Origin of the sequence: Shimia sp. MMG029 (assembly GCF_027947445.1) — a bacterium.
Classification (GTDB): domain Bacteria; phylum Pseudomonadota; class Alphaproteobacteria; order Rhodobacterales; family Rhodobacteraceae; genus Shimia.
Genome location: NZ_JAQJIM010000005.1, coordinates 211,873 through 234,804, shown reverse-complemented (window position 1 = coordinate 234,804; position 22,932 = coordinate 211,873). Strand labels below are relative to the sequence as shown.

24 protein-coding genes are annotated in these 22,932 nt (G+C 57.4%); 8 read left to right on the top strand and 16 right to left on the bottom strand.

Going from position 1 to position 22,932, the window contains the following annotated elements; genetic code table 11:
• Position 1: 1 nt before the first annotated feature.
• From PJL69_RS13870 to PJL69_RS13815, 12 genes are all read right to left on the bottom strand, one after another.
• Complete coding sequence (locus PJL69_RS13870; RefSeq protein ID WP_271310252.1) at positions 2–235, bottom strand: DUF5337 domain-containing protein; 234 nt, start codon at positions 233–235, stop codon at positions 2–4.
• 9 nt (positions 236–244) lie between these two features.
• Entirely contained in the window at positions 245–1,336 is a 1,092-nt protein-coding gene (gene nuoE / locus PJL69_RS13865) for an NADH-quinone oxidoreductase subunit NuoE (RefSeq protein ID WP_271310185.1), read from the bottom strand.
• Positions 1,336–1,608 carry a hypothetical protein gene (locus PJL69_RS13860; RefSeq protein WP_271310184.1) on the bottom strand — a complete coding sequence of 91 codons (273 nt, stop codon included), beginning with the start codon at positions 1,606–1,608 and terminating at the stop codon, positions 1,336–1,338. The genes nuoE and PJL69_RS13860 overlap by 1 nt, the downstream gene beginning before the upstream one ends.
• Positions 1,605–2,828 carry an NADH-quinone oxidoreductase subunit D gene (locus tag PJL69_RS13855; protein ID WP_209100458.1) on the bottom strand — a complete coding sequence of 408 codons (1,224 nt, stop codon included), beginning with the start codon at positions 2,826–2,828 and terminating at the stop codon, positions 1,605–1,607. Before PJL69_RS13855 ends, PJL69_RS13860 begins: the two co-directional genes overlap by 4 nt.
• Positions 2,828–3,433, bottom strand: coding sequence for an NADH-quinone oxidoreductase subunit C (locus PJL69_RS13850; RefSeq protein WP_271310183.1), 606 nt, complete (start codon positions 3,431–3,433; stop codon positions 2,828–2,830). Before PJL69_RS13850 ends, PJL69_RS13855 begins: the two co-directional genes overlap by 1 nt.
• Entirely contained in the window at positions 3,430–3,963 is a 534-nt protein-coding gene (locus PJL69_RS13845; RefSeq protein ID WP_271310182.1) for a NuoB/complex I 20 kDa subunit family protein, read from the bottom strand. The genes PJL69_RS13850 and PJL69_RS13845 overlap by 4 nt, the downstream gene beginning before the upstream one ends.
• Positions 3,954–4,319: an NADH-quinone oxidoreductase subunit A gene (locus PJL69_RS13840; RefSeq protein WP_271310181.1), complete on the bottom strand. Its 366-nt coding sequence runs from the start codon at positions 4,317–4,319 to the stop codon at positions 3,954–3,956. The genes PJL69_RS13845 and PJL69_RS13840 overlap by 10 nt, the downstream gene beginning before the upstream one ends.
• Positions 4,320–4,945: 626 nt before the next feature.
• The gene (locus PJL69_RS13835; protein ID WP_271310180.1) at positions 4,946–5,731 is read right to left on the bottom strand and encodes a crotonase/enoyl-CoA hydratase family protein; all 786 of its coding nucleotides are present in this window, start codon (positions 5,729–5,731) and stop codon (positions 4,946–4,948) included.
• 11 nt (positions 5,732–5,742) lie between these two features.
• Positions 5,743–6,603 carry a hydroxymethylglutaryl-CoA lyase gene (locus tag PJL69_RS13830; protein WP_271310179.1) on the bottom strand — a complete coding sequence of 287 codons (861 nt, stop codon included), beginning with the start codon at positions 6,601–6,603 and terminating at the stop codon, positions 5,743–5,745.
• A 3-nt stretch (positions 6,604–6,606) separates the two neighbouring features.
• Positions 6,607–7,272, bottom strand: a complete 666-nt coding sequence (locus tag PJL69_RS13825) for a glutathione S-transferase family protein (RefSeq protein WP_271310178.1) — start codon at positions 7,270–7,272, stop codon at positions 6,607–6,609.
• A complete protein-coding gene (locus tag PJL69_RS13820; RefSeq protein WP_271310177.1) occupies positions 7,269–9,227 on the bottom strand; it encodes an acetyl/propionyl/methylcrotonyl-CoA carboxylase subunit alpha in 1,959 nt (652 codons plus the stop codon). The genes PJL69_RS13825 and PJL69_RS13820 overlap by 4 nt, the downstream gene beginning before the upstream one ends.
• 68 nt (positions 9,228–9,295) lie before the next feature.
• Positions 9,296–10,900, bottom strand: coding sequence for a carboxyl transferase domain-containing protein (locus PJL69_RS13815; RefSeq protein ID WP_271310176.1), 1,605 nt, complete (start codon positions 10,898–10,900; stop codon positions 9,296–9,298).
• Positions 10,901–11,039: 139 nt separating this feature from the next.
• On the opposite strand from PJL69_RS13815, the gene PJL69_RS13810 reads away from it, so the two are divergent.
• Positions 11,040–11,645, top strand: a complete 606-nt coding sequence (locus PJL69_RS13810) for an OmpW/AlkL family protein (protein ID WP_271310175.1) — start codon at positions 11,040–11,042, stop codon at positions 11,643–11,645.
• A 107-nt stretch (positions 11,646–11,752) separates the two neighbouring features.
• On the opposite strand, the gene PJL69_RS13805 is transcribed toward PJL69_RS13810, so the two are convergent.
• The 4 genes from PJL69_RS13805 to PJL69_RS13790 form a co-directional block, all read right to left on the bottom strand.
• The gene (locus PJL69_RS13805) at positions 11,753–12,916 is read right to left on the bottom strand and encodes an isovaleryl-CoA dehydrogenase (protein ID WP_271310174.1); all 1,164 of its coding nucleotides are present in this window, start codon (positions 12,914–12,916) and stop codon (positions 11,753–11,755) included.
• Positions 12,917–13,069: 153 nt separating this feature from the next.
• Positions 13,070–14,404, bottom strand: a complete 1,335-nt coding sequence (locus tag PJL69_RS13800) for an MATE family efflux transporter (RefSeq protein WP_271310173.1) — start codon at positions 14,402–14,404, stop codon at positions 13,070–13,072.
• Entirely contained in the window at positions 14,397–14,906 is a 510-nt protein-coding gene (locus tag PJL69_RS13795; RefSeq protein ID WP_209100210.1) for a PaaI family thioesterase, read from the bottom strand. The genes PJL69_RS13800 and PJL69_RS13795 overlap by 8 nt, the downstream gene beginning before the upstream one ends.
• A complete protein-coding gene (locus PJL69_RS13790) occupies positions 14,906–15,328 on the bottom strand; it encodes a PaaI family thioesterase (protein WP_209100212.1) in 423 nt (140 codons plus the stop codon). Before PJL69_RS13790 ends, PJL69_RS13795 begins: the two co-directional genes overlap by 1 nt.
• Positions 15,329–15,446: 118 nt before the next feature.
• Between PJL69_RS13790 and PJL69_RS13785 the strand changes: the two genes are divergently transcribed.
• From PJL69_RS13785 to PJL69_RS13755, 7 genes are all read left to right on the top strand, one after another.
• Positions 15,447–15,827, top strand: coding sequence for a MerR family transcriptional regulator (locus PJL69_RS13785; protein ID WP_209100214.1), 381 nt, complete (start codon positions 15,447–15,449; stop codon positions 15,825–15,827).
• A gap of 359 nt (positions 15,828–16,186) precedes the next feature.
• Positions 16,187–16,588 (top strand): MerR family transcriptional regulator, encoded by a 402-nt coding sequence (locus PJL69_RS13780; protein WP_209100216.1) that lies wholly within the window; start codon positions 16,187–16,189, stop codon positions 16,586–16,588.
• Positions 16,589–16,636: 48 nt separating this feature from the next.
• The gene (locus PJL69_RS13775) at positions 16,637–18,412 is read left to right on the top strand and encodes an acyl-CoA dehydrogenase C-terminal domain-containing protein (RefSeq protein ID WP_271310172.1); all 1,776 of its coding nucleotides are present in this window, start codon (positions 16,637–16,639) and stop codon (positions 18,410–18,412) included.
• Positions 18,413–18,479: 67 nt separating this feature from the next.
• A complete protein-coding gene (locus PJL69_RS13770; protein WP_209100220.1) occupies positions 18,480–18,692 on the top strand; it encodes a hypothetical protein in 213 nt (70 codons plus the stop codon).
• 56 nt (positions 18,693–18,748) lie between these two features.
• A complete protein-coding gene (locus PJL69_RS13765; RefSeq protein ID WP_271310171.1) occupies positions 18,749–19,387 on the top strand; it encodes a glutathione S-transferase family protein in 639 nt (212 codons plus the stop codon).
• Between the two features lie 24 nt (positions 19,388–19,411).
• Positions 19,412–20,623, top strand: a complete 1,212-nt coding sequence (locus PJL69_RS13760) for an acetyl-CoA C-acetyltransferase (protein WP_209100225.1) — start codon at positions 19,412–19,414, stop codon at positions 20,621–20,623.
• 24 nt (positions 20,624–20,647) lie between these two features.
• On the top strand, positions 20,648–22,846 hold the full coding sequence (locus PJL69_RS13755; protein WP_271310170.1) for a 3-hydroxyacyl-CoA dehydrogenase NAD-binding domain-containing protein: 2,199 nt from the start codon (positions 20,648–20,650) through the stop codon (positions 22,844–22,846).
• Positions 22,847–22,932: the final 86 nt, after the last annotated feature.

Below are 22,932 nucleotides of genomic sequence, written 5' to 3'. Positions count from 1 at the left end.
GTTACCTTTCGTCTGCCTGGTCGCCTGTCTGGCGGGCGCGCCAGATCTGATAGATATTGACCATCGCCCAGATCAGCGCGGCCATTGCGGCAAAATCGAACAAGAAAGCAAAACGCCCCGGCAAGCCCACCACCGGCGCGAGCCACTGGGCCGCAATCCAGAGCACCATGGCGCCCGCAATCACAAGCGCGACAACCCGCCCTTTGCGTGCCAAAGCCTGTTCTGCCTGCCCCATCGACATCTGCTATTTGTCCTCATACACGTCGCCTTTAGCGACTTTTTTGGAGAATTCGGTTTCTTCCCCTGCGGCCAAGAGCTTGGCCTGTTCGACCCAGCCATCCCGGTCTATGCGGCCTTTGAACGAAAGCTTTTCGTCCATTTCGGCAATGTCGTCGGCCTGCCACGCGGCGATCTGCGCAAAGGTTGTGACGCCAGCATCATGCAGTTTCTTTTCAAGCGCCGGACCAACCCCTTTGAGCTGTTTGAGGTCATCCGCCGCGGCATCTGACTTCGCGGCTTTCTTGGGTTTCGCCTTCTTGGCCTCTTCGGCCTGTTTGGCGGCAGGTTTGGGCGCTGGCGAGGGTTTGGGCGGCTGCCCTTCGGCGGCGCGGCCTGCAACGGTGCCATCTTTGCCTACCCACGGGGTCAGAAGCGGCACTTCGGTGCCGTCGATGCGTTTGATGGTGTCGCCGACATCTTTGGCAAGCTGTACAGAGGCATTGTACTGCGTCTGACCGCTGTCATAGTCTTTGAGACTGGTCAGACCGGCAAGCGGCTCGGCAGCATAGCGGCCATTTTGCGGACCCGGAGTTGGCACGTTACCCGCCGCCATGTCATCCAGCATCTGAGCAAAGCCTTCGGCGGTCAGATCCTCAAAATAGTCTTTGCCAATCTGCGCCATGGGAGCGTTGGTACAGGCGCCAAGACATTCGACCTCTTCCCAAGAGAAATTGCCGTCTGCGGAGAGCTCGTGCGGCTTGGCAGCGATTTTCTCTTTGCACACCGAAATGAGATCCTCAGCCCCACAGATCATACAGGAGGTGGTGCCGCAAATCTGGATATGGGCGACGGAGCCCACCGGTTGCAGCTGGAACATGAAATAGAAAGACGCGACTTCCAGCACGCGCATGTAGGCCATGCCAAGCATATCGGCGACGGCCTCTATGGCGGGTTTGGTGAGCCAGCCTTCTTGTTCCTGCGCGCGCCACAGCAGCGGGATCACCGCAGAGGCCTGTCGGCCATCGGGATATTTGGTGATCTGGGCCTCAGCCCAGGTCTGATTGGCGGCAGTGAAAGCAAAGCTTTCGGGTTGGTCTGGGTGCAAACGGCGGAGCATTACTGGCAAGCCTCCGTATTGAGTTTGAATGTGCCGGCGTCGATTTCGCCCTGCCCCGCTTTCTCAAGGTAACGCAGGGTCTTTTCAAAAGACCGGCCTGTGAAACCGGCGGGCAGCAGCTCAGCTTTGGCAAGATCACGTGTGATCAGGCAATTGTTGGCTTCCCCAACTGAAATCACGAGATCGACAAGCTCTTGAGCAACAGGTGGCTCCTCACTGGCCCATGCGGAGGTTGCGAGGGTCATGGCGATGATTGTAGCGGCAACTCTCACCGATCAATCTCCCCAAACACGATGTCCATGGTGCCGATGATGGCGGCGACATCGGCCAACTGGTGGCCGGTGGCGATGTGATCCATCGCCTGCAGGTGCAGATAGCCCGGCGCGCGCAGCTTGGCGCGGTAGGGTTTGTTGGTGCCATCTGCCACCATATAGACGCCAAACTCACCTTTGGGCGCTTCGACAGCGGCGTAGACCTCTCCCGCGGGCACGTGGAAGCCTTCGGTATAAAGCTTGAAGTGGTGGATCAGGCTTTCCATCGAAGTCTTCATATCACCGCGTTTGGGCGGCGTGAGTTTGCCACGTGCCAGCACGTCTCCGGTGGCTTCGCGCAGTTTCACAATCGCCTGACGCATGATGCTGACCGATTGGCGCATCTCTTCCATGCGCATGAGATAACGGTCATAGCAGTCGCCGTTTTTGCCGACCGGGATCTGGAATTCAAACTCGTTGTAGCACTCATAGGGCTGGGCGCGGCGCAGATCCCAGGCCATGCCAACAGAGCGCGCCATCACGCCGGACATGCCGTAATCCAGCACGTCCTGCTCTGTCACAACGCCAATATCGACGTTGCGCTGTTTGAAAATGCGGTTTTCGGTCAGCAGCCCGTCAATGTCATCGATGACTTCCGGGAACTCGATCGCCCATTCTTCGATGTCGTCCACCAGCTTGTCGGGCAGATCCTGATGTACGCCACCGGGACGAAAATAAGCCGCGTGCAAGCGCGCGCCACAGGCACGCTCATAAAACACCATGAGCTTTTCACGCTCTTCAAAGCCCCAGAGCGGCGGGGTCAGCGCGCCCACATCCATCGCCTGTGTGGTGATGTTCATCAGGTGGTTGAGAATGCGGCCAATTTCACAGAACAGCACGCGAATGAGCTGGGCCCGGCGCGGCACTTCGGTGCCAGTCAGCTTCTCAATGGCAAGGCACCAGGCGTGCTCCTGATTCATCGGCGCCACATAGTCGAGGCGGTCGAGATAGGGCAGGTTCTGAAGGTAGGTGCGGCTCTCCATCAACTTTTCGGTGCCACGGTGCAAGAGGCCCACGTGCGGGTCGCAGCGCTCGACAATCTCGCCGTCCAGTTCCAGCACCAGACGCAGCACGCCGTGGGCCGCCGGGTGTTGTGGACCAAAGTTGATGTTGAAGTTGCGGATCTTCTGTTCGCCGCTCAGAGCGTCCACGCTGCCGTCATCAAATTTGGAGCCGTCCATCATGAGGTGCCCTCCTTCTCATCACCGGGCAGGATGTAGTTGGCCCCTTCCCATGGCGACATGAAATCAAACTGGCGGTAATCTTGTGTGAGCTGCACCGGCTCGTAAACCACGCGTTTCTGCACTTCGTCATAGCGCACTTCGGTGTAGCCGGTGGTCGGAAAATCTTTGCGCAGCGGATGGCCGCGGAAGCCATAGTCGGTCAGCAGGCGGCGCAGATCCGGATGATCTGAGAAAATGATGCCGAACATGTCAAAAACTTCGCGCTCAAACCAGTTGGCCGACGGATGCACCGAGGTGATCGAAGGCACGGTTTCATCCTCGCGCGCGGCAACCCGCAGGCGGATGCGCTGGTTCTGAAACATGCTGAGGAAGTGATACACCACATCAAAGCGGCGCGATCGTTCTGGATAATCAACGGCGGTGATATCGACCAGCGTGGAAAAGCGGCAGGTCGCATCGCTGCGCAGAAAATCGACAAATCCCAGAATGTGAGACGCCGTCACATCAATGGTCAGCTCGTCAAAAGCAACATCCCAGCCCAGAACACTTTCAGGACGCTTGAGCTCAATATGAGCGCCGAGTTCTTTAAGAGCTTCGCTCATCTCTCAATCGTCCCTGTGCGGCGGATTTTGCGTTGGAGTTGCAGCAAGCCGTAAAGCAGTGCCTCTGCGGTCGGCGGGCAGCCGGGCACATAGATGTCGACTGGCACGATGCGGTCACAGCCGCGCACAACTGAGTAGCTGTAGTGGTAATAGCCGCCACCGTTGGCACAGGACCCCATGGAAATCACATAACGCGGCTCTGGCATCTGATCATAGACCTTGCGCAGCGCCGGAGCCATTTTGTTGGTCAGCGTTCCGGCCACAATCATCACATCAGACTGACGCGGGGAGGCCCGGGGCGCGATGCCAAAACGCTCTGCATCATAGCGCGGCATGGAAGTGTGCATCATCTCAACCGCGCAGCAGGCCAGACCAAAGGTCATCCAGTGCAAAGAGCCTGTGCGGCCCCAATTGATCAGGTCTTCGGCATTGGTGAGCAGGAAGCCTTTGTCCTGAAGCTCGGTATTGAGGGCCTGCGTGGCCACTTCACGGTCCACGCCGGCCGTGTTGGCACCCGTCATCACTCCCATTCCAAGGCTCCTTTCTTCCACTCATAGGCAAAGCCCACGGTGAGCACGGCAAGGAACACCATCATGGACCAGAACCCAGCCATAGAGACGTCTTTGAAGGCGACGGCCCAAGGGAAAAGGAAGGCTATTTCGAGGTCAAAGATGATGAAGAGAATCGACACCAGATAGAAACGCACATCAAATTTCATGCGGGCGTCATCAAAAGCGTTGAAGCCACATTCGTAGGCGCTCACCTTCTCAGGGTCCGGGCTGCGCACAGCCAAAACAACAGCAGCAAGTATGAAAACCAGCCCAAGGCCGATGGCGACGGCCATGAAGACGAGAATTGGGAAATATTCCCTGAGCATCTCTTCCAATGTTAGCTCCTTTCATGCACGCGAAGCCGGTGCAGTCAGATGGCTTTAAACACTCCCAGACGGTTTACCCCTGCGCTGGGTCTGGGTCAACAATTTGCATTATCACACCACAGTGTGATGGGCTTATGTTTCTTGATTAAAAAGAGCCTGTTAGGACTTAAAATCATAGGTCACTGCCCCCTCAACACAGCCCGAGGCACTCCTCAAAACACTGTCGCACATGGCCGGTGCAGGAGTGTCAGTTCCGACATCTATTTCCTACTGTTTCCCTAAGAGACCGCATCTTTTCACAAAGAATCTGGTCAAAAGGTGCATTTTGGTGTGCCAATCAATGGATTGACGGCCAAATACGTGATGGTCTCTGGCGCTCAGTGCGCAGCAAGACACATTGACATCGCATCACAATGCCTCAGCTCCGCTAGCGGCTGGTCAGCCCCTTCCCCTGAGCGTTCCCCTGCGCTGGGCTGCGCTCATGGAAGATTGGACCATCACGCCTCATTCTCAGCAGCCCCATGTCAGCGCCAATTTGCCGCAGGAGTCGAACAGAGAATGCGGGCGGTCCTCTCCTCCTGACGGAAAAACGCTCAAGTCTTGACGTCAGGCCGTTGATGCGATGAGCTGAGCGGCTATTGCACCCAGCGCGGTTTCTGCTTGGCAAAGAATGCCGTGATGCCCTCCTGCGCCTCAGCACCTTCCCAACATGCAACCAGCTCTGAAATCGTATGATCAATCACGGTGTCGTCGATTTGAGGGCCTAGCCGCCGGGCCAATGCTTTGGCGCGCGCGACAGCTTCCGGCGCACAAGAGAGATAGGGGATCACTTCCGCCTCCACAGCTTGGTCAAGCGCATCAGCGGGTACGGATTTTGCCAGCAACCCGAGCGACACAGCCTCTTGGGCTCTGAACAAGCGTGCCGACATAAACACCCGTCGCGCCAGCGCCTCCCCCATACGGGCAAGCACGTAAGGGCCAATGGTGGCGGGGATCAGACCCAGCTTAGTCTCTGTCAGCCCCATGGTCAGACTATCGACACCAATCGCCATATCGCAGACGCTGGCCATACCGACGCCACCGCCAAAGGCATTGCCCTGCAAACGGCCAATCAATGGCTTGGGCAAAGTGTTGAGCGCCTGCAAGGCTTCGGCCAGTTTGCGGGCCTCAACAAAGCGCGTTTCTGGATCCGCCGCCATTTGGGCCTGCATCCAGCCCAAATCGCCCCCAGCGCAGAACGACTTTCCTGCCCCAGTCAGCACAACCACGCGAACCTCTGGATTTGCAGCCAAAGCCTCTGCGGCGTCCTTGAGTTCCTCAATCATCTTACCGGACATGGCGTTGTGTTTTTCCGGGCGATTGAGCGTGAGCGTTGCGACGCCCCGCGCGTCGACATCAATCAGCAAAGTTTCATAGCGCATCGAAACGGTCCTCATTCACCTGATGTGCGCATTGCGCGCGCCATCGTGGCCGCTTTGGCCAAAACAGCTTTGTCCAGCCCTGTTTCGTAACCGAGCTCTTTCATGCGGGCGGCAACCGCCTCTGTTGCGACATTGCCTGCTGCGCCGGGCGCATAGGGGCAGCCCCCAAGCCCTCCGACCGCGGCATCAAACACCCGCACGCCCAGCGCAAGCGACGCTTCAATATTCAGCAGCGCGCGCCCGGATGTGTCGTGAAAGTGGCCTGCAAGTTTTTCCACAGGCACTTCGGTGAGCACCGCCCGGAGCATCATGGAGATGCTTTCTGGTGTGGCCTGTCCAATTGTGTCACCAAGGCTGATTTCATAGCAGCCAGCCTCATGGAGGTGTTTGGCCACGGCCGCGACCTTGCTGGGCGGTGTCGGGCCATCATAGGGGCAATCGGTGACACAGCTGATGTAGCCGCGCACCGGAATGCCGGCTTCTTTTGCCGCGGTGACCACCGGCGCAAATCTCTCAAGGCTTTCGGCGATGGTTGCATTGATGTTGGCTTTGGAGAACCCTTCAGAAGCCGATCCAAATATGGCAATTTCGTCCGCTTTTGCAGTCAAAGCTCCCTCAAAGCCGCGCATGTTTGGCGTGAGGGCGGCATATCGCACACCGGGCGCGCGCCTGATCCCCGCCAACACATCCGCAGAATCCGCCATTTGCGGCACCCATTTGGGGCTGACAAAGCTCGCGATCTCGATACGTTTGAAACCCGCATCACTTAGGCAATCTACAAGCGCGATTTTCTCGGCTGTTGGGATCTGGCGCTTTTCGTTTTGCAGCCCGTCGCGTGGGCCGACTTCAAATATCTCAACAACGTCAGACATGGATCATGCGCCTTCCGGAAGATGATAGAAATCCTGCGCGTAGATTTCCTGTTCGCCATCTTTGGCAAGCGCCGCTTTGTAGGCTGGGCGCTCGATGAGCCGATCCCGGTAGGCCAGAACCTTTGGGTAATCCTCCAGGTGCACATAATAGCGCGCCAATCGCAGATTGAGACCAAACATGATGTCTGCCGCTGAAAATCCTGTGGGCAGCAAATAACCGCTTTCCTCAAGCATCCCTTCGAGTGCGCGCATGGTCAGCTGCAAACGCTTGGTGTTGAGTTTCATCGTTGTAACGGAAGCCATGGCAGGGTCACGCAGAAACACATGCTGCATATTGAGCTGCTCGATCTGTGCGGCCTGGGTTTCAGCAAAATGCATCAGCTGCAAATAGCGCGCACGGGTGGGGGAACCGATTGCAACCCCAAGGCCCGCTTCCGGGTGGGTTTCTGCAAGGTATTCGAGGATCGCACCGCTTTCGATCATCGGTATTCCGTCGATCTCGACGGCGGGTGCGCGTGAGGCAGGGCTGACTCCCTGTATCTCTGGTGTATACATCGTGCCGCGCCGGATGCTGTGCTCGATGATCTCAGCTTCCAGCCCAAGCTCTTCCAGCATCCAGATCACACGAAATGACCGAGAAATCGGGATGTGATGCAAGCGTATGATCATGCCGCATCCTCCGCTTCGTCCTCAAGCACAATCAGCGCGCTGCCATCTTCAACCTGCGCACCGTCAGCAACCATCACCTCTGCAACAACGCCATCACGGGGGGCAAGCAACGCGTGCTCCATCTTCATCGCTTCCAAAATGGCGAGCCGGTCTCCCTGTGCCACCGCCTGTCCAGGATTGGCAAAGATTGCTTTCACCACGCCCGGCATGGGCGCGGCGATGACATTGCCCCCTGCGGCGGCCTCATCTTCGCGCTCTAGCGGATCCACAACATGAAAACGGTAGCTGTTGCCCCAAAATACTGTGAGCTCTTGTGCCTCGCGCGCGGTGCGGGCAAGCACCTTGGTGCTGTCCACCCACCATGCGCCGTGGCGGTAGGTGACCGCATGGGTGGCGTCGTCCACACCAACGGTAAAATCACCGGTGCCGTTCACTTGCACTGAGACGTCGATTTGCGCGTCATTGTGCACAAGCGATACCGAAAAGGTGAGCGGCGACCAGAGCACCAGCGTTTCTGCCGGGGCAGACCCATCCATGGGGCGCAGGCCCAGCGCGGTGAGCGCAGCGATGGCGCGTGATTTGGTGCAGGCCGAGGGTTGCTGCGCCAGTGTTTCCAAATGACGCTCGATCAACCCAGTGTCGACATTGCCCGCGACAAAATCTGGCTGGGCGGCCAAGAGCGCGAGAAAGCTCACATTGGTGACGGTCCCGCCAACCTCTGTCCAGCGCAGGGCGCGCTCCAACTGTGTGAGCGCCACATCCCGGGTCGGTCCATGCACGACCAGTTTGGCAATCATCGGGTCATACCACGGGGAGATGGTATCTCCGGCGCGCACGCCACTGTCTACACGAGCTTCTGGTGGGAAGGTCAGATGGCTCAGTGTGCCGGTGGCGGGCAGGAAGCCTTTGGGCACATCTTCTGCGTAAATGCGGGCCTCAAAGGCATGGCCCGTGATGGTCAGCGCCTCTTGGGATTTTGGCAGCGGCTCCCCAGCGGCCACTCGCAACTGCCATTCAACCAAATCGACACCGGTGATGGCCTCAGTCACGGGGTGCTCTACTTGCAGGCGGGTGTTCATCTCCATGAACCAGAACCCATCCGGGCGCAGCCCGTCACTGCCATCGACAATGAACTCGATGGTGCCCGCGCCCTTGTAATTGATCGCCTCGGCAGCCCTGACGGCGGCCTGCCCCATGGCGGCACGCATCTCTTCCGTCATCCCCGGCGCAGGCGCCTCCTCGATGACCTTCTGGTGGCGGCGCTGTAGTGAACAGTCCCGCTCAAACAGATGCACCGCATTGGTGCCATCACCAAAGACCTGCACCTCAATGTGGCGCGGGCTGGTGACAAATTTCTCTATTAGTACGTCAGGATTGCCAAAGGCCGTGGAGGCCTCACCCTGCGCACTCGCCAGTGCATCCGCAAAATCAGCAGGCTTTTCAACAAGCCGCATGCCTTTGCCACCGCCACCGGCAACCGCTTTTATCAGGACGGGATAGCCAATGGCCTCTGCCTGTTCTGCCAGAAACGCAGCATCCTGATTGGCACCGTGATAACCCGGCACAACGGGCACATTGGCTTTCTCCATCAAAACTTTGGCCGCATCCTTGAGACCCATGGCGCGAATGGCCTCTGCTGAGGGACCGATGAAGGTCAGACCTGCGGCTTCTACCGCTTCGACAAATTCGGGGTTTTCAGACAGGAAGCCATACCCCGGATGAATGCCCTGTGCGCCTGCCTCCAAAGCGGCGGCAATGATCACATCGCCCTTCAGGTAACTTTCCGCAGGTGCTGCCCCCCCGATGTGCACGGCCTGATCTGCCAGCGCGACATGTTTGGCACCCGCATCAGCATCGGAAAATACGGCCACGGTTTTCACCCCCATGGCGCGCGCGGTCTCCATCACGCGGCAGGCAATTTCGCCACGGTTGGCAATCAGGATTTTCTCAAACATAGCGGCCTCCCGACCTTTCCTTCATTCTGCCCGGACAACGCCGGGGCGCGGGGGCGAACCCCCACCGCTTACATCCGGAACACGCCGAACTTGGTCTCTTCGATTGGCGCATTGAGCGCAGAACACAGGCTCAGATGCAGCACATCGCGGGTTTTGCGGGGATCAATGATCCCGTCATCCCAAAGGCGCGCGGAGGCATAAAGCGGGTGACTTTGTTCTTCGAACATCGCAAGCGTGGGCTGCTTAAAGGCAGCCTCTTCTTCTGCGGACCAGTCCCCGCCCTTCCGTTCGATCGCATCACGTTTCACGGTGGCAAGCACACCAGCGGCCTGCTCCCCTCCCATCACGGAGATCCGCGAGTTTGGCCATGTCCATAGGAACCGCGGACTGTAGGCACGCCCTGCCATGCCATAGTTGCCCGCCCCAAAGGATCCGCCCACAAGCATGGTGATTTTCGGCACTTTGGTGGTGGCAACAGCCGTCACCAGCTTGGCACCATGGCGCGCAATGCCTTCGGCCTCATACTTCTGTCCGACCATGAAGCCGGTGATGTTTTGCAAGAACACCAGCGGAATGCGGCGTTGCGAGCAAAGCTCGACAAAATGCGCGCCCTTGGCGGCGCTTTCGGAATAGAGCACACCGTTGTTGGCGATGATGCCCACCGGGCAACCTTTGACATGGGCAAAGCCGCACACCAGCGTTTCGCCAAAACGTTTTTTGAACTCATCAAAGCGGCTGCCATCCACCACCCGCGCAATCACCTCACGGATGTCATAAGGCGTGCGCAGCCCGCCCGGCACCACGCCAAGGATTTCTTCGGGATCGTAAGCCGGATCTTCGGGGCTGGCCCAATCCACCGTTTGGGGCTTGATGCGGTTCAGATGCCTGAGCGACTCGCGGGCCAAAGCCAGCGCATGGGCGTCATCTTCGGCCAGATAATCCGCAACACCAGACAGCCGTGTGTGCACGTCACCGCCGCCGAGGTCTTCGGCGCTGACCACCTCGCCCGTTGCGGCCTTCACCAGCGGCGGCCCCGCAAGGAAGATGGTGCCCTGCTCTTTCACAATGATGGTGACGTCAGACATGGCAGGCACATAGGCCCCACCTGCGGTGCAGGAGCCCATAACAACGGCGATCTGTGGGATGCCTTTGGCGCTCATGTTCGCCTGATTGAAAAAGATACGCCCGAAATGGTCGCGATCCGGGAAGACCTCGTCCTGTTGCGGCAGATTGGCCCCGCCGCTGTCAACCAGATAGACGCAAGGCAGGTTGTTTTGCTCGGCAATCTCCTGCGCCCGCAGGTGTTTTTTGACGGTCATCGGATAGTAGGTGCCGCCTTTCACGGTGGCGTCATTGCAGACCACCATGATCTCCTGTCCGTGCACACGCCCGATGCCCGCGACAACACCCGCACAGGGTGCCGCGCTTTCATACATCCCATGCGCAGCTGTCACGCCGATTTCCAGAAACGGCGAACCCGGATCCAAAAGCCCCGCCACGCGGCGACGCGGCAGCATTTTACCGCGGCTTTCATGGCGCGCACGAGAGGCTTCGCCCCCACCCTGCCGGGCTGCCTGTGCCACAGATTGCACGGTTTCCAGCATCTCAAGGTGCGCCGCGCGGTTGGCGGCAAAGTCCTCAGAGCCGGTCATAACTTTAGATTGCAGCTTCATATGCCCCCCAATTGCGGCGAATGTTTTGATGCGCGCGGATTTTGCTCACGCGATTTTGATCCAGATCAGAGCGGGAGCGCGCGGCCTGAGTCATACTCCCGACATAACCCCTCATAACGACTATGAAATGAGATCCTCCATGAAACGTTTAACCTCCACGCTGGCTCTGACCGCCGTTCTTGCCGCATTCTCCGCCCCTGTTTTGGCTCAGTCCCAAGGTGATTGGACTGCGGGCGTCGGCTTTGGCAACGTGAACCCGAAATCTGGCAACGGCACGCTCGCGAACCTTGAAGCAGACGTTGACGACAACACCCGCCCGATCTTCACGCTGGAATACTTCATCCGCGACAACATCGGTATTGAGCTGCTCGCAGCGACCCCATTTTCGCACACCGTGACATTGTCGAACGGTGCGACCGCCGGGAAAGTCAAACAACTGCCACCCACGCTGTCGGTGAACTACCACATTCCGACCAACAGCAAATTCACCCCATTCTTCGGCGTAGGTCTGAACTACACAACCTTCTTTGAAGAAGAATCCGCTCTTGGCACGCTGAAGCTTGATGACTCCTGGGGTATCGCGCTGAATGCGGGTGTTGACTACGCGGTTTCTGACAAAGGCGCGGTACGCTTTAACGTGCGCTGGATCGATATCGACTCCGACGTGACCTTGGACGGTGGCAACATCGGCACGGCAGAAATCGACCCGATTGTCATCTCTGCAAGCTATGTGCACCGCTTCTGAAGACAGTGAATTGCGCCGCAGCGCATGAAGTCGACACATTTGCGAAGGGCGACCGCTGGTTCGCCCTTTTGCTTTACGCGTCTTCAATTGTGGAGCCAATGCGCCCATCAGCTCATGGCCGTCATCAATTCGCGGCCAATCAGCATGCGGCGGATCTCGCTGGTGCCGGCGCCGATTTCCATCAGCTTGGCATCCCGGAAAATCCTGCCGACGGGATTGTCTGACAAATACCCAGCCCCACCAAAAGCCTGCACCGCCTGATGCGCCTGTGTCATGGCCACTTCTGAAGCGTAAAGACAGCAGGCCGCCGCATCCTGACGGGTGATGCGCCCCTGATCGCAGGCTTTTGCGCACTCATAAACGTAGGCACGTGCCGAGTTCATCGCGGTGTACATGTCGGCAATCTTGCCCTGCATCAGCTGGAAGTTTCCGATGGAGGTGCCAAACTGTTTGCGCTCCACCATGTAGGGCATCACTTCATCCAGACAGGCCGCCAGAATACCCGTGCCGATGCCCGCCAGCACAACCCGCTCATAGTCGAGCCCAGACATCAAAACTGCGACACCTTTGCCCTCTTCGCCCAGCACGTTTTCAAACGGCACTTCGCAATCTTCAAAGATCAACTCAGCAGTGTTGGACCCCCGCATGCCCAGCTTGTCAAAATGCGGGCTGGTGGAGAACCCCTTCATCTCTTTTTCAATCAGGAAAGCGGTGATGCCACGTGGCCCGGCATCTGGATCGGTCTTAGCGTAGACAACCAGTGTGTCCGCGTCCGGGCCATTGGTGATCCAGTATTTGTTGCCGTTGAGCACAAAGCGGTCGTTGCGCTTTTCGGCCCGCAATTTCATTGAAACAACATCAGAGCCCGCCGATGGCTCTGACATGGCCAACGCGCCCACATGTTTACCCGAAATCAGGCGCGGCAGGTATTTCTGCTTTTGCTCTTCGGTGCCGTTGAGCTTGATTTGGTTGACGCAGAGGTTGGAATGCGCGCCGTAAGAAAGAGACACCGATGCGCTTGCACGCGCCAATTCCTCCACCACGATCACATGGGCCAGATAGGACATCTCTGCACCGCCGTAGACCTCTGGCACGGTGACGCCAAGCAGACCCAGCTCGCCAAACTCTTTCCAAAGTTCATTTGGAAATTCGTTCTTCTGATCAATCTCGGCGGCCATCGGCTTGATGCGCTCCTGCGCAAAGCGGTGCACCATCTCGCGCAATGCGTTGATGTCCTCGCCCAGATCAAAATTCATGGTGTGCGTGAACATTGGCCCCTCCTCCGTTATTGAACACTTGTTCATATAATTAGGCTGACTCGCGCATCGGATCAAGAGGATTTCCTCATCGCCACGCATCACAACATGAAACGCGCGCGACCGAACCGCGCGTGGTGTTTAATTTTAGAGGGAGACCTACGCCGCTCAGGAGGCCTTGACCTCCAGCGCCGGATAGCGCGCGCCAAGCGTGACGCCGCGCGCAACAAAGCTGACCAAAAGCGCGATCCAAAGACCATGATTGGAAAAACTTGGCACCAGCACCAATAGCGCCACCAGATAGACCAGAGCAGAAATGAACATCATATTGCGCATCTCTCGCGTTTGGGTGGCACCGATGAAAATCCCATCCAGCATCCATCCCGCCAGACCAATGATGGGCGCGAGCACCATCCAGGGCAAATACGCCCTTGCCTCGACACGCACCTCCGGCGCGGTGGTCATCACATCAATGACCCAGCCGCCGATCAGCGCAAAGGTCAGTGACATCAGAACCACGCAGATCAGCCCCCAGAAACTCGACATCAGGGAGGCTTTGCGCAAGCTTGCCCTGTCTTTGGCCCCAAAGGCCTGACCCACCATTGCCTCAACGGAAAAGGCAAAGCCATCAAGCGCATAGGCCGTGATTTCAAGGAACTGCAAAAGCACCTGATTGGCGGCGAGCGTGACATCCCCAAAGTCGGCACCCAGAAACAGAAAAGACATAAAGATCGCCTGCAGCAAAAGTGATCGCAGCAAGATGTCACGATTGACCATTGCCATTTCACGCAATGCGACAGCATCCAAAAGACGCGCCAGATCCTTCCAGGCCGGAGTCTGAAACACATCCCGACACAGCCACAGCGCCAAGAAAGCACCGGATACTTCGGCGATGACCGTCGCAGTGGCCACACCGCCCACGCCCCAGCCCAAGCCAAGCACAAACCACAGATCCAGCAGGATATTCAGCCCATTCATCCAGATCTGGATGACAAGCACCGCCTTGGTGCGCTCATGCGCAATCAGCCATCCGGTCAGCCCGTAAATCGCAATGGCCGCAGGCGCAGACCAGACCCGGATCTGCAGATATTGCTGTGCGAGGCTTTCCACCTCTGGCGATGCAGGAGTCAGCCAGAACGCCGCGCGAAAGAGGTAGACCTGCGCTGCAATCACGAGCACGCCACCAGCAAGACCAATCATCACCGCCCGCGTGAGCATGGCTGCAACTTCGCCCTGCCGTCCCGCACCGATGGCTTTGGCCGTCAAGCCGGTTGTCCCCATCCGCAGGAAACCGAAGATCCAGTAAAGCCCAGCAAGAATGATCGCCCCGATCCCCACTGCGCCAATCGGCGCCGCCTCCCCCATTTGGCCAACAACACCTGTGTCCACCGCTCCGAGAATGGGAACGGTGGCGTTTGACAGCACAATCGGAAGGGCTGTGTGCAAAATACGGCGATGCGTGATTTCACCGACACCACCGGCTTGCACGTTGGGGTCAGTCATCCTGACTTGGCATCAGGAAATGCCCGGTGGCCTGCGCAAAAAGCACGTTGCGCTGATCTTGCCATGCTTCGACATGCACAGAGGCATAACGCCGCCCCGAGCGATTGACACGCGCCCGCGCATAGGCATCGCGCGGCAAACCGGAGCGTAAGTAATCGACGGTAAAGTCGATGGTTTTTGGCATGCGTGGCAAATGCCCCTCTGACAGGCGCTCCATCGACAGCCGGCCACTTTCTATATCGTCCCATAACCCCGACCACGCGAGACCAATCACAGCCGTGGTTTCCAAAAAGCCTGCTGTGACCCCACCATGAATGGCAGGCAACATTGGGTTGCCGATCAGCTTGTCATCAAAGGGCAGTATTGCGGTAAGCTCATCGCCCCGACGCTCAAATTCAATGCCAAGGAAATTGATATAGGGGACACCATGCACCAAGGCATTCAGAGCCGCATCGCGACGTTGCTTGACCACCTGCACCGGTTCTGGACGTTTACGCGCCATCACTTGCGCTCCACTGTGAAAGCGCCGGTGGCGGTGGCCACTGGGCGCTGCTCATCGTCATCCACTGCGGTGGCACGCACAAACGCGACGGATTTGGTAATCCGGTAGCATTCTGCCGTAGTGCGCACCGCTTGCCCGGGCGTTGCCGCGCGCATGTAGTCAATGCGCAGATCAATCGTCGCCGTTCCTGATGGCGAGGACGGATGACACATTGCGGCCGCCCCGCAACACGTGTCCATCAATGCAGAGACCGCGCCGCCATGCAAAACGCCCGTTTCAGGGTCCCCAACAATTTTGGAATCGTAGGGCAGCTCCATTGACGCCTTACCATTGCCGATCTGCGTCAATTTCATATTGAGCGCCTTGCAATGCGGAATGGCATTTATGAAGTGCTCCGCCATTTTTGCTTTTTGAGTGTCCATGCACTGCCTCCAACAACCTTGGGCTCATTTATGCGCGTCAAAATCGACCTGTCGCAAGGGGGCGGTTGCCCTCGCTGCAGATGCAAACTAAGTTTGCCCGTGCAAGGAGATCCCGCCCATGTCTGATACTCGTCTGTCTTTCAAAGAAATGTGCGCAAAGTTCGATGTGACACCGCGCACGCTCCGCTATTACGAGTATATCGAATTGCTGCACCCTGAACGGTCTGGGCGCAGCCGTTTTTTTGGCCCCAAAGAAGTCGCCCGGATGACCCTGATCATGCGCGGACGTCGCTTTGGGATTAAATTGGAAGACATTCGCCAGTGGCTGCTGATCTATGAACACGAGGGCACGTCTGCACAGATGCAGGCCTTTGTGGAAATGGCGGATCGCCAGTATGCAGAGCTTGAAGAGCAACGCCTGCAGCTGGAAGAAGCGATGCGTGAACTCAAGGAATTGCGCGACGAAACCGCTGCGTTTTTGGTAGACGGCAGTTCTTGACGCCAACACAGCCGAAGCTCACCAAATTTTGAAGCCGCGCCTTAGGCGCGGTCTTTTTTTGCGGGGCACTGCATTCCAATGATGCAAGCACACCAACCAAAGACACCATGAATTCATAATATTTTCAATATCATAAAGCTTACTATTAAAGTCATTCAAAGACGCACAGCCCACTCGGGTGCAATGTACAACGTCGCCATTTTACGTCCCTCACATGCACCAAGTCGTGACTTGGAAATGATCCAACGTCACTTCCTAATGTGACGTGACGTCTTACTTACGTTAACGTCAACTGCTATAGTATTGGCATTCCCGAAGCCCATTTTGTTTCTCAACTTTCATAGAGAAAGGACGCAATTATGAGCGAAGATACGATGACAATTCGCGAGATGTGCGACGCCTTTGACGTGACACCTCGTACCCTGCGCTTTTACGAATCCAAGGAACTTCTGTTCCCCATTCGCGAAGGCCAGAAACGCCTGTTCACAAAACGTGACCGCGCGCGGCTGAAGCTGATCCTGCGCGGCAAACGTTTTGGATTTTCCCTCGAAGAGATCCGTCAACTTCTGGATCTTTACGACATGGGAGACCAACAGGCGACACAACTTCAGCGCACATATGAGGTGGCGAAACACCGCCTCAAGGACATGGAAGAACAGCGCGATGAGCTTAACGAAGCCATCGACGATCTTCGTGAGCAGCTGAAATGGGGCGAGAGATTCCTCTCTGACCTCAACACAGAAAAAGACGCCGCGCAGTAAGCGCGTCACAAAGACCTCCGTATCGGATCACCCAAAGGGAAGAGCCCAATGCCAACATATACCGCACCTGTGAAAGACCTGCAGTTTGTCCTGCACGATGTTCTGAAAGTTTCTGGTTCCGACGTTCCCGGCTACAGCGAGCTGGAAGCCGATTTCACCAGCGCTGTACTTGAAGAAGCCGGGAAACTGACCAGCGAAGTGCTGGCGCCCCTGAACGTTGTTGGCGACCACGAAGGCTGCCGTCTGGAGAACGGGGTTGTCTACACACCTACCGGCTTCAAGGATGCGTTTGAGCAGGTCAAAGAAGGCGGCTGGACTGGCCTCGACATGCCGGAAGAATACGGCGGGCAGAACATGCCCTATGTTCTTGGCACCGCGGTCGGCGAGATGTTCTCTGCTTCCAACCAAGCCTTCACCATGTATCAAGGCCTGACCCATGGTGCAGCAGCAGCGATCCTTGCGCACGGCACCGACGAGCAGAAAAACAAATGGCTGCCAAAGATGGTCTCCTGTGAGTGGACCGGCACCATGAACCTGACGGAACCGCATTGCGGCACCGATCTTGGACTGATGCGTACCAAGGCGGAACCACAGGATAACGGCACCTACAAAATCTCCGGTCAGAAGATCTTTATCTCTGCGGGTGACCACGACATGGCCGACAACATTGTGCACCTCGTGCTGGCAAAAGTGCCAGGCGGCCCAGAAGGCATTAAGGGTGTGTCCCTCTTTATCGTACCAAAGTTCCTTGTCGACGACGCAGGCAACATCGGCGCGCGCAACGGCGTGTCTGTGGGCAGCATCGAAGAGAAGATGGGCATCCACGGCAATTCCACATGCGTGCTGAACTATGACGACGCCGAAGGCTATTTGATTGGCGATCTGAACAAAGGCATGCGTGCCATGTTCACGATGATGAACGAAGCGCGTCTGGGTGTGGGCATGCAGGGCCTTGCACAGGCCGAAGTCGCCTATCAAAACGCACTGACATACGCCAAAGACCGTCTGCAAGGTCGCGACGTGACCGGTGTGAAAAACCCGGATGGCCCTGCCGATCCGCTGATCGTGCATCCTGATATCCGCCGCTCCCTGATGGATCAGAAGTCATTTGCCGAGGGCGCACGCGCGTTCATCCTCTGGGGTGCAACCATGATCGACAAGGCGCACCGCTCTGGCGACAAAGACGCCGATGGCCTCGTATCTCTGCTGACGCCCGTCATCAAAGGCTTCCTGACAGATGAAGGCTATGACATGACCGTCAAAGCCCAACAGGTTTATGGCGGCCACGGCTACATCGAAGAATGGGGCATGAGCCAGTTCACCCGTGATGCGCGTATTGCGATGATCTACGAAGGGGCAAACGGCGTTCAGGCGCTCGACCTTGTGGGCCGCAAACTCGCCGCAGACGGTGGCAAGCATGTGATGGCTTTCTTTGAGCTGGTCAAAACCTTCTGCAAAGAAAATGGCGACGATGAAGCCCTGAAAGATTTTGTTGGCCCGTTGAAGCAAGCCTCCAAAGATCTGCAGGCGGCTGGGATGTATTTCATGCAGACCGGCATGAAGAACCCCAACGATGCGCTGTCAGGCTCCAACGACTTCATGCATCTGTTTGGACACGTATGCCTTGGGCTTATGTGGGCGGAAATGGCGAAAGCGGCCAATGCTGCATTGACAGCTGGCACTGGTGATGCCGCGTTCTACGAAACAAAGCTCGCAACCGGCCGCTACTACATGGCACGTCGTTTGCCGGCGACAGGCATGCACCTGGCCCGCATCCAATCGGGTGGCGACACTGTGATGGCGCTGACGGCAGACCAGTTCTAATGCATCGGCTGGGCGGGACTTATCCCCCGCCCAGCGTATTGCGAACAGCTGTCTCAAAGGAGGACAGATGCCGAAACGCTTTCGCCTGACCCGACGGTTTCCGGTGGCCATGACAGAAGATGGGTATCGCAAGCTCAAGAGCTTTGCGGCCGAGGCGGGTCTGGATGAAGGCGAGGCGCTGTCGTTCCTTTTTGAGAATTTTGACGCTGTGACAGACACGGAGCAACTGGCGCAACGCTTGCGCCAGTTCAACGCAACATTGGACGCACGTAAACGGTGACAGCGGAGTTGGGATATCCCCCATTCTGCTGAACCAAATGCCAAGGGGAGGAAGGCATGACGATCAAACTCTATTGTTTTGGGGAGAGCGGACACTCTTACAAAGCGGCTTTGGCGCTGGAGCTTTCAGGTTTGAGCTGGGAAGCCGTAAAAGTGGATTTCTTTGCCGGTGAAACCCGCGGCGAAGACTACCGCACCAATGTGAATGTCATGGGCGAAGCGCCTGTTCTGGTAGACGGCGATTTCAAGCTGTCTCAGTCTGGGGCGATTCAAGCGTACATCACCGACAAAACCGGCAAGTTTGGCGGCACCTCTCGCGAAGAAGAGTTGGAAGTGTTCCGCTGGGTGCTTTGGGATAACACCAAGCTGTCTGCCGTCGCTGGGCCAACCCGTTTTCTGATCAACTTCCTGCCTGAGGACAAACAGCCCAAAGAGGTGATTGCCTTCAATCAAGGGCGCCTGAAAGGCACTTACGACGTTCTCAACAAACATCTCGAGGGCCGTGACTGGATCGTGGGCGACGGGCTGACCAACGCGGATCTGACCTGTTGTTCCTACCTCTACTACCCGGAGCCCTTCGGCTTTGATCGCGCCGACTGGCCCAATATTGACCGCTGGCTCACCAATATTTCGAACACACCGGGGTGGAAGCACCCTTACGACCTTATGCCCGGCTCCCCTGCGGACCGCGCCTGAATTCGCCTGACATAGGAGACCAAAATGACCGAAGCCTATATCTATGACGCCGTGCGCACACCGCGCGGCAAAGGCCGCAAAGACGGCAGCCTGCATGAAGTGACCTCTGTTGCGCTTTCAACGACTGTTTTGAACGCACTGAAAGACCGCAACGATCTGGAAGGCCACGCCGTTGAAGATGTGATCTGGGGCAACGTGACTCAGGTGAAAGAGCAAGGCGGCTGCCTCGCCCGGACGGCTGTGTTGGCTTCGGATCTGGATGAGATCATTCCCGGCCTGGCCATCAACCGTTTCTGCGCCTCCGGCATGGAAGCTGTGAACCTCGCGGCCAATCAGGTCAAAGGGGGCGCTGGTGATGCCTACATCGCCGGTGGTGTAGAAATGATGGGCCGCGTGCCAATGGGATCTGACGGTGCGGCCATTGCCGTTGACCCGTCTGTCGCCATGGATATGTATTTCGTGCCGCAAGGCATCTCTGCCGACATCATCGCAACCGAATATGGCTTCACCCGTGACCAAGCGGATGCGCTGGCGGTGGAATCTCAGCGCCGTGCGGCACAGGCATGGGACGAAGGCCGTTTTGACAAATCCATTGTGGCTGTCAAAGACATCAATGGGCTGACCATTCTGGACCGTGATGAATACATGCGTCCGGGCACCGACATGCAATCCCTCGGCGGCCTGAAGCCAGCATTCAAAGAGCAAGGCGAAGTGATGCCGGGCTTTGATAAGTTGGCGCTGATGAAGTACCCGCATCTGGAAAAAGTCAATCACATCCACCACGCGGGCAACAGCTCTGGCATCGTGGATGGCGCAGCTGGCGTTCTGGTTGGCAACAAAGAGTTTGGCGAGAAATACGGCATCAAACCGCGCGCGGTGATCAAGCAGACCGCCAAAATTGGTCTGGACCCAACCATCATGCTGACCGGCCCGGTGCCCGCGACCCAAAAGATCCTGAAAGACGCAGGCATGGCGATCAGCGACATCGATCTGTTTGAAGTGAACGAGGCTTTCGCCTCTGTTGTGATGCGCTTCCAACAGGCGTTTGATGTTGATCCGGCGCTGGTGAACGTCAACGGCGGCTCCATCGCAATGGGCCACCCGCTTGGCGCGACCGGTGCAATCATCATCGGCACGCTGCTCGACGAGCTGGAGCGTCAGGACAAAGAAGTTGGCCTTGCCACGCTTTGCATTGCGTCCGGCATGGGGGCAGCCACCATCATTGAACGCGTGTAATCCGCCGACAACAGGATAAGAGACATGACTGATTTCACAATGAACGTCGGCGACAACGGTGTCGCCATCATCACCTGGGACGTGGCTGACAAATCCATGAACGTCCTGCGCCGCGAAGCCTTTGGCGAGTTGGAAGCCCTGATCGACGAAGTGCTGGCCAATGACGACATCAAAGGCGCCGTGCTCACCTCTGGCAAAGACACCTTTGCTGGTGGGATGGACCTCAATGTTCTGGGCACAATTCGCGCAGATGCCGGTGACGAGCCTGCGCAAGCCCTGTTTGATTTTACCATGATGGGCCACAAGTTCCTGCGCAAAATCGAACGCGCTGGAATGGATCCGAAGACCAACAAAGGCGGCAAGCCGATTGCCTCCGCCCTGCCTGGCACCGCGCTTGGCATCGGTCTGGAGCTGCCTTTGGCGACACACCGTATCTTTGCAGCGGACAATCCGAAGGCCAAAATCGGCCTGCCAGAAATCATGGTTGGCATTTTCCCCGGCATGGGCGGCACCACCCGCTTTATCCGCATGATGGGCGCCATGGCGGCCTCCCCTTTCCTGCTCCAAGGTAAGATGGTGGACCCAAAGAAAGCCAAATCTGCGGGCATCATTCACGAAGTGGTGGACGATCCAGTCGCGGCAGCCACCGAATGGGTACTGAACGCAACCGATGCAGACATCGTGAAACCATGGGACACCAAAGGCTATAAAATGCCGGGCGGTGAACCCTATCACCCAGCCGGGTTCATGACCTATGCAGGCGCCTCTGCCATGGTGAACGGCAACACTTGGGGTGTTTATCCTGCCGCCAAGGCACTGCTGTCTGCCGCTTATGAAGGCGCTCAAGTGCCGTTTGACACTGCGCTCAAGATCGAAGCGCGCTGGTTTGTGAACGTGCTCTTGAACCCGTCCTCCTCCGCGATGATCCAGTCTCTGTTCATCAACAAAGAGGCGCTGGAGAAAGGCGCAAACCGTCCCGACGTGCCAGATCAAACCGTCAAGAAGGTTGGCGTTCTTGGCGCGGGTATGATGGGCGCAGGCATCGCGTTGGTCTCTGCTCAGGCAGGCATGGATGTTGTGCTGATCGACACCTCCCAAGAGGCAGCAGATCGTGGCAAAGCCTACACCGAGACCTATCTCGACAAAGGCATGAAGCGCGGCAAGGTCACGGCAGACAAGAAAGAGGCCATGCTGGCGCGCATCAACGCGACCACAGACCTCAACACACTGTCTGATGTGGACCTGATCATCGAAGCGGTGTTCGAAGACGTTGGCGTGAAAGCGGAGATGACCAAGAAGGTTGAGGCCATCATCCCTGAGGATGCGATCTTTGCTTCCAACACTTCGACCCTGCCGATCACAGGTCTGGCTGAAGCATCGGTGCGCAAGGAGCAGTTCATCGGCATTCACTTCTTCTCCCCAGTTGAGAAGATGGCGCTGGTGGAGATCATCAAAGGCAAAGAAACCGGCCCACGCGCGGTGGCCAAAGCGCTCGACTATGTGCGTCAGATCAAGAAGACCCCGATTGTTGTGAACGACGAACGCTTCTTCTATGCCAACCGCTGCATCATTCCATACATCAACGAAGGTGTGATGATGGCTGGCGAAGGTGTGGGCCGCCCGCTTCTGGATCATGCCGCGCAGCTTCTGGGCTTCCCTGTGGGGCCTGTGCAGCTGGTGGATGAAACCTCCTTTGATCTAGGTGCCAAGATTGCCAAAGCAACCATGGACGCCATGGGCGACGCCTATCCAAAGTCTGTCGCAGATGATGTGACCTTCTGGATGGTCGAAGAAGGGCGTTTGGGCCGTAAGGCCAAAGCGGGCTTCTTTGACTATGATGAAAAAGGCAAGCGTCAGGGCTATTGGCCGGGCTTCAACGAGAAGTTCCCGCTTCTGGAAGAGCAACCCGATCTGATTGAAGTGCAGCACCGCCTGATCTTTGTTCAAGTGCTGGAAGCGGTGCGCGCGCTGGAAGCTGGTGTTTTGGAAGACATCCGCGAAGGCGACGTTGGTGCGATCCTTGGCTGGGGTTTCATGCCTTGGTCTGGTGGCCCGTTCAGCTGGCTCGACATCGTGGGCGCAGCCTGGGCGGCAGAGCGTTGCGACGAACTGACTGCAAAGTTCGGTGCGCGCTTTGAATGCCCAGCTCTTCTGCGCGAGATGGCTGACAAAGGCGAGACCTTTTATGGCCGTTTCGGTCCACAGGCCAAAGCCGCAGCCTAACGCGATCAAGAAAAACAAACCAAAGCGCCCGCCAATTGGTGGGCGCTTTTTCATGTATTACTCTCGTCTCAAAAGCGCGAATGCCT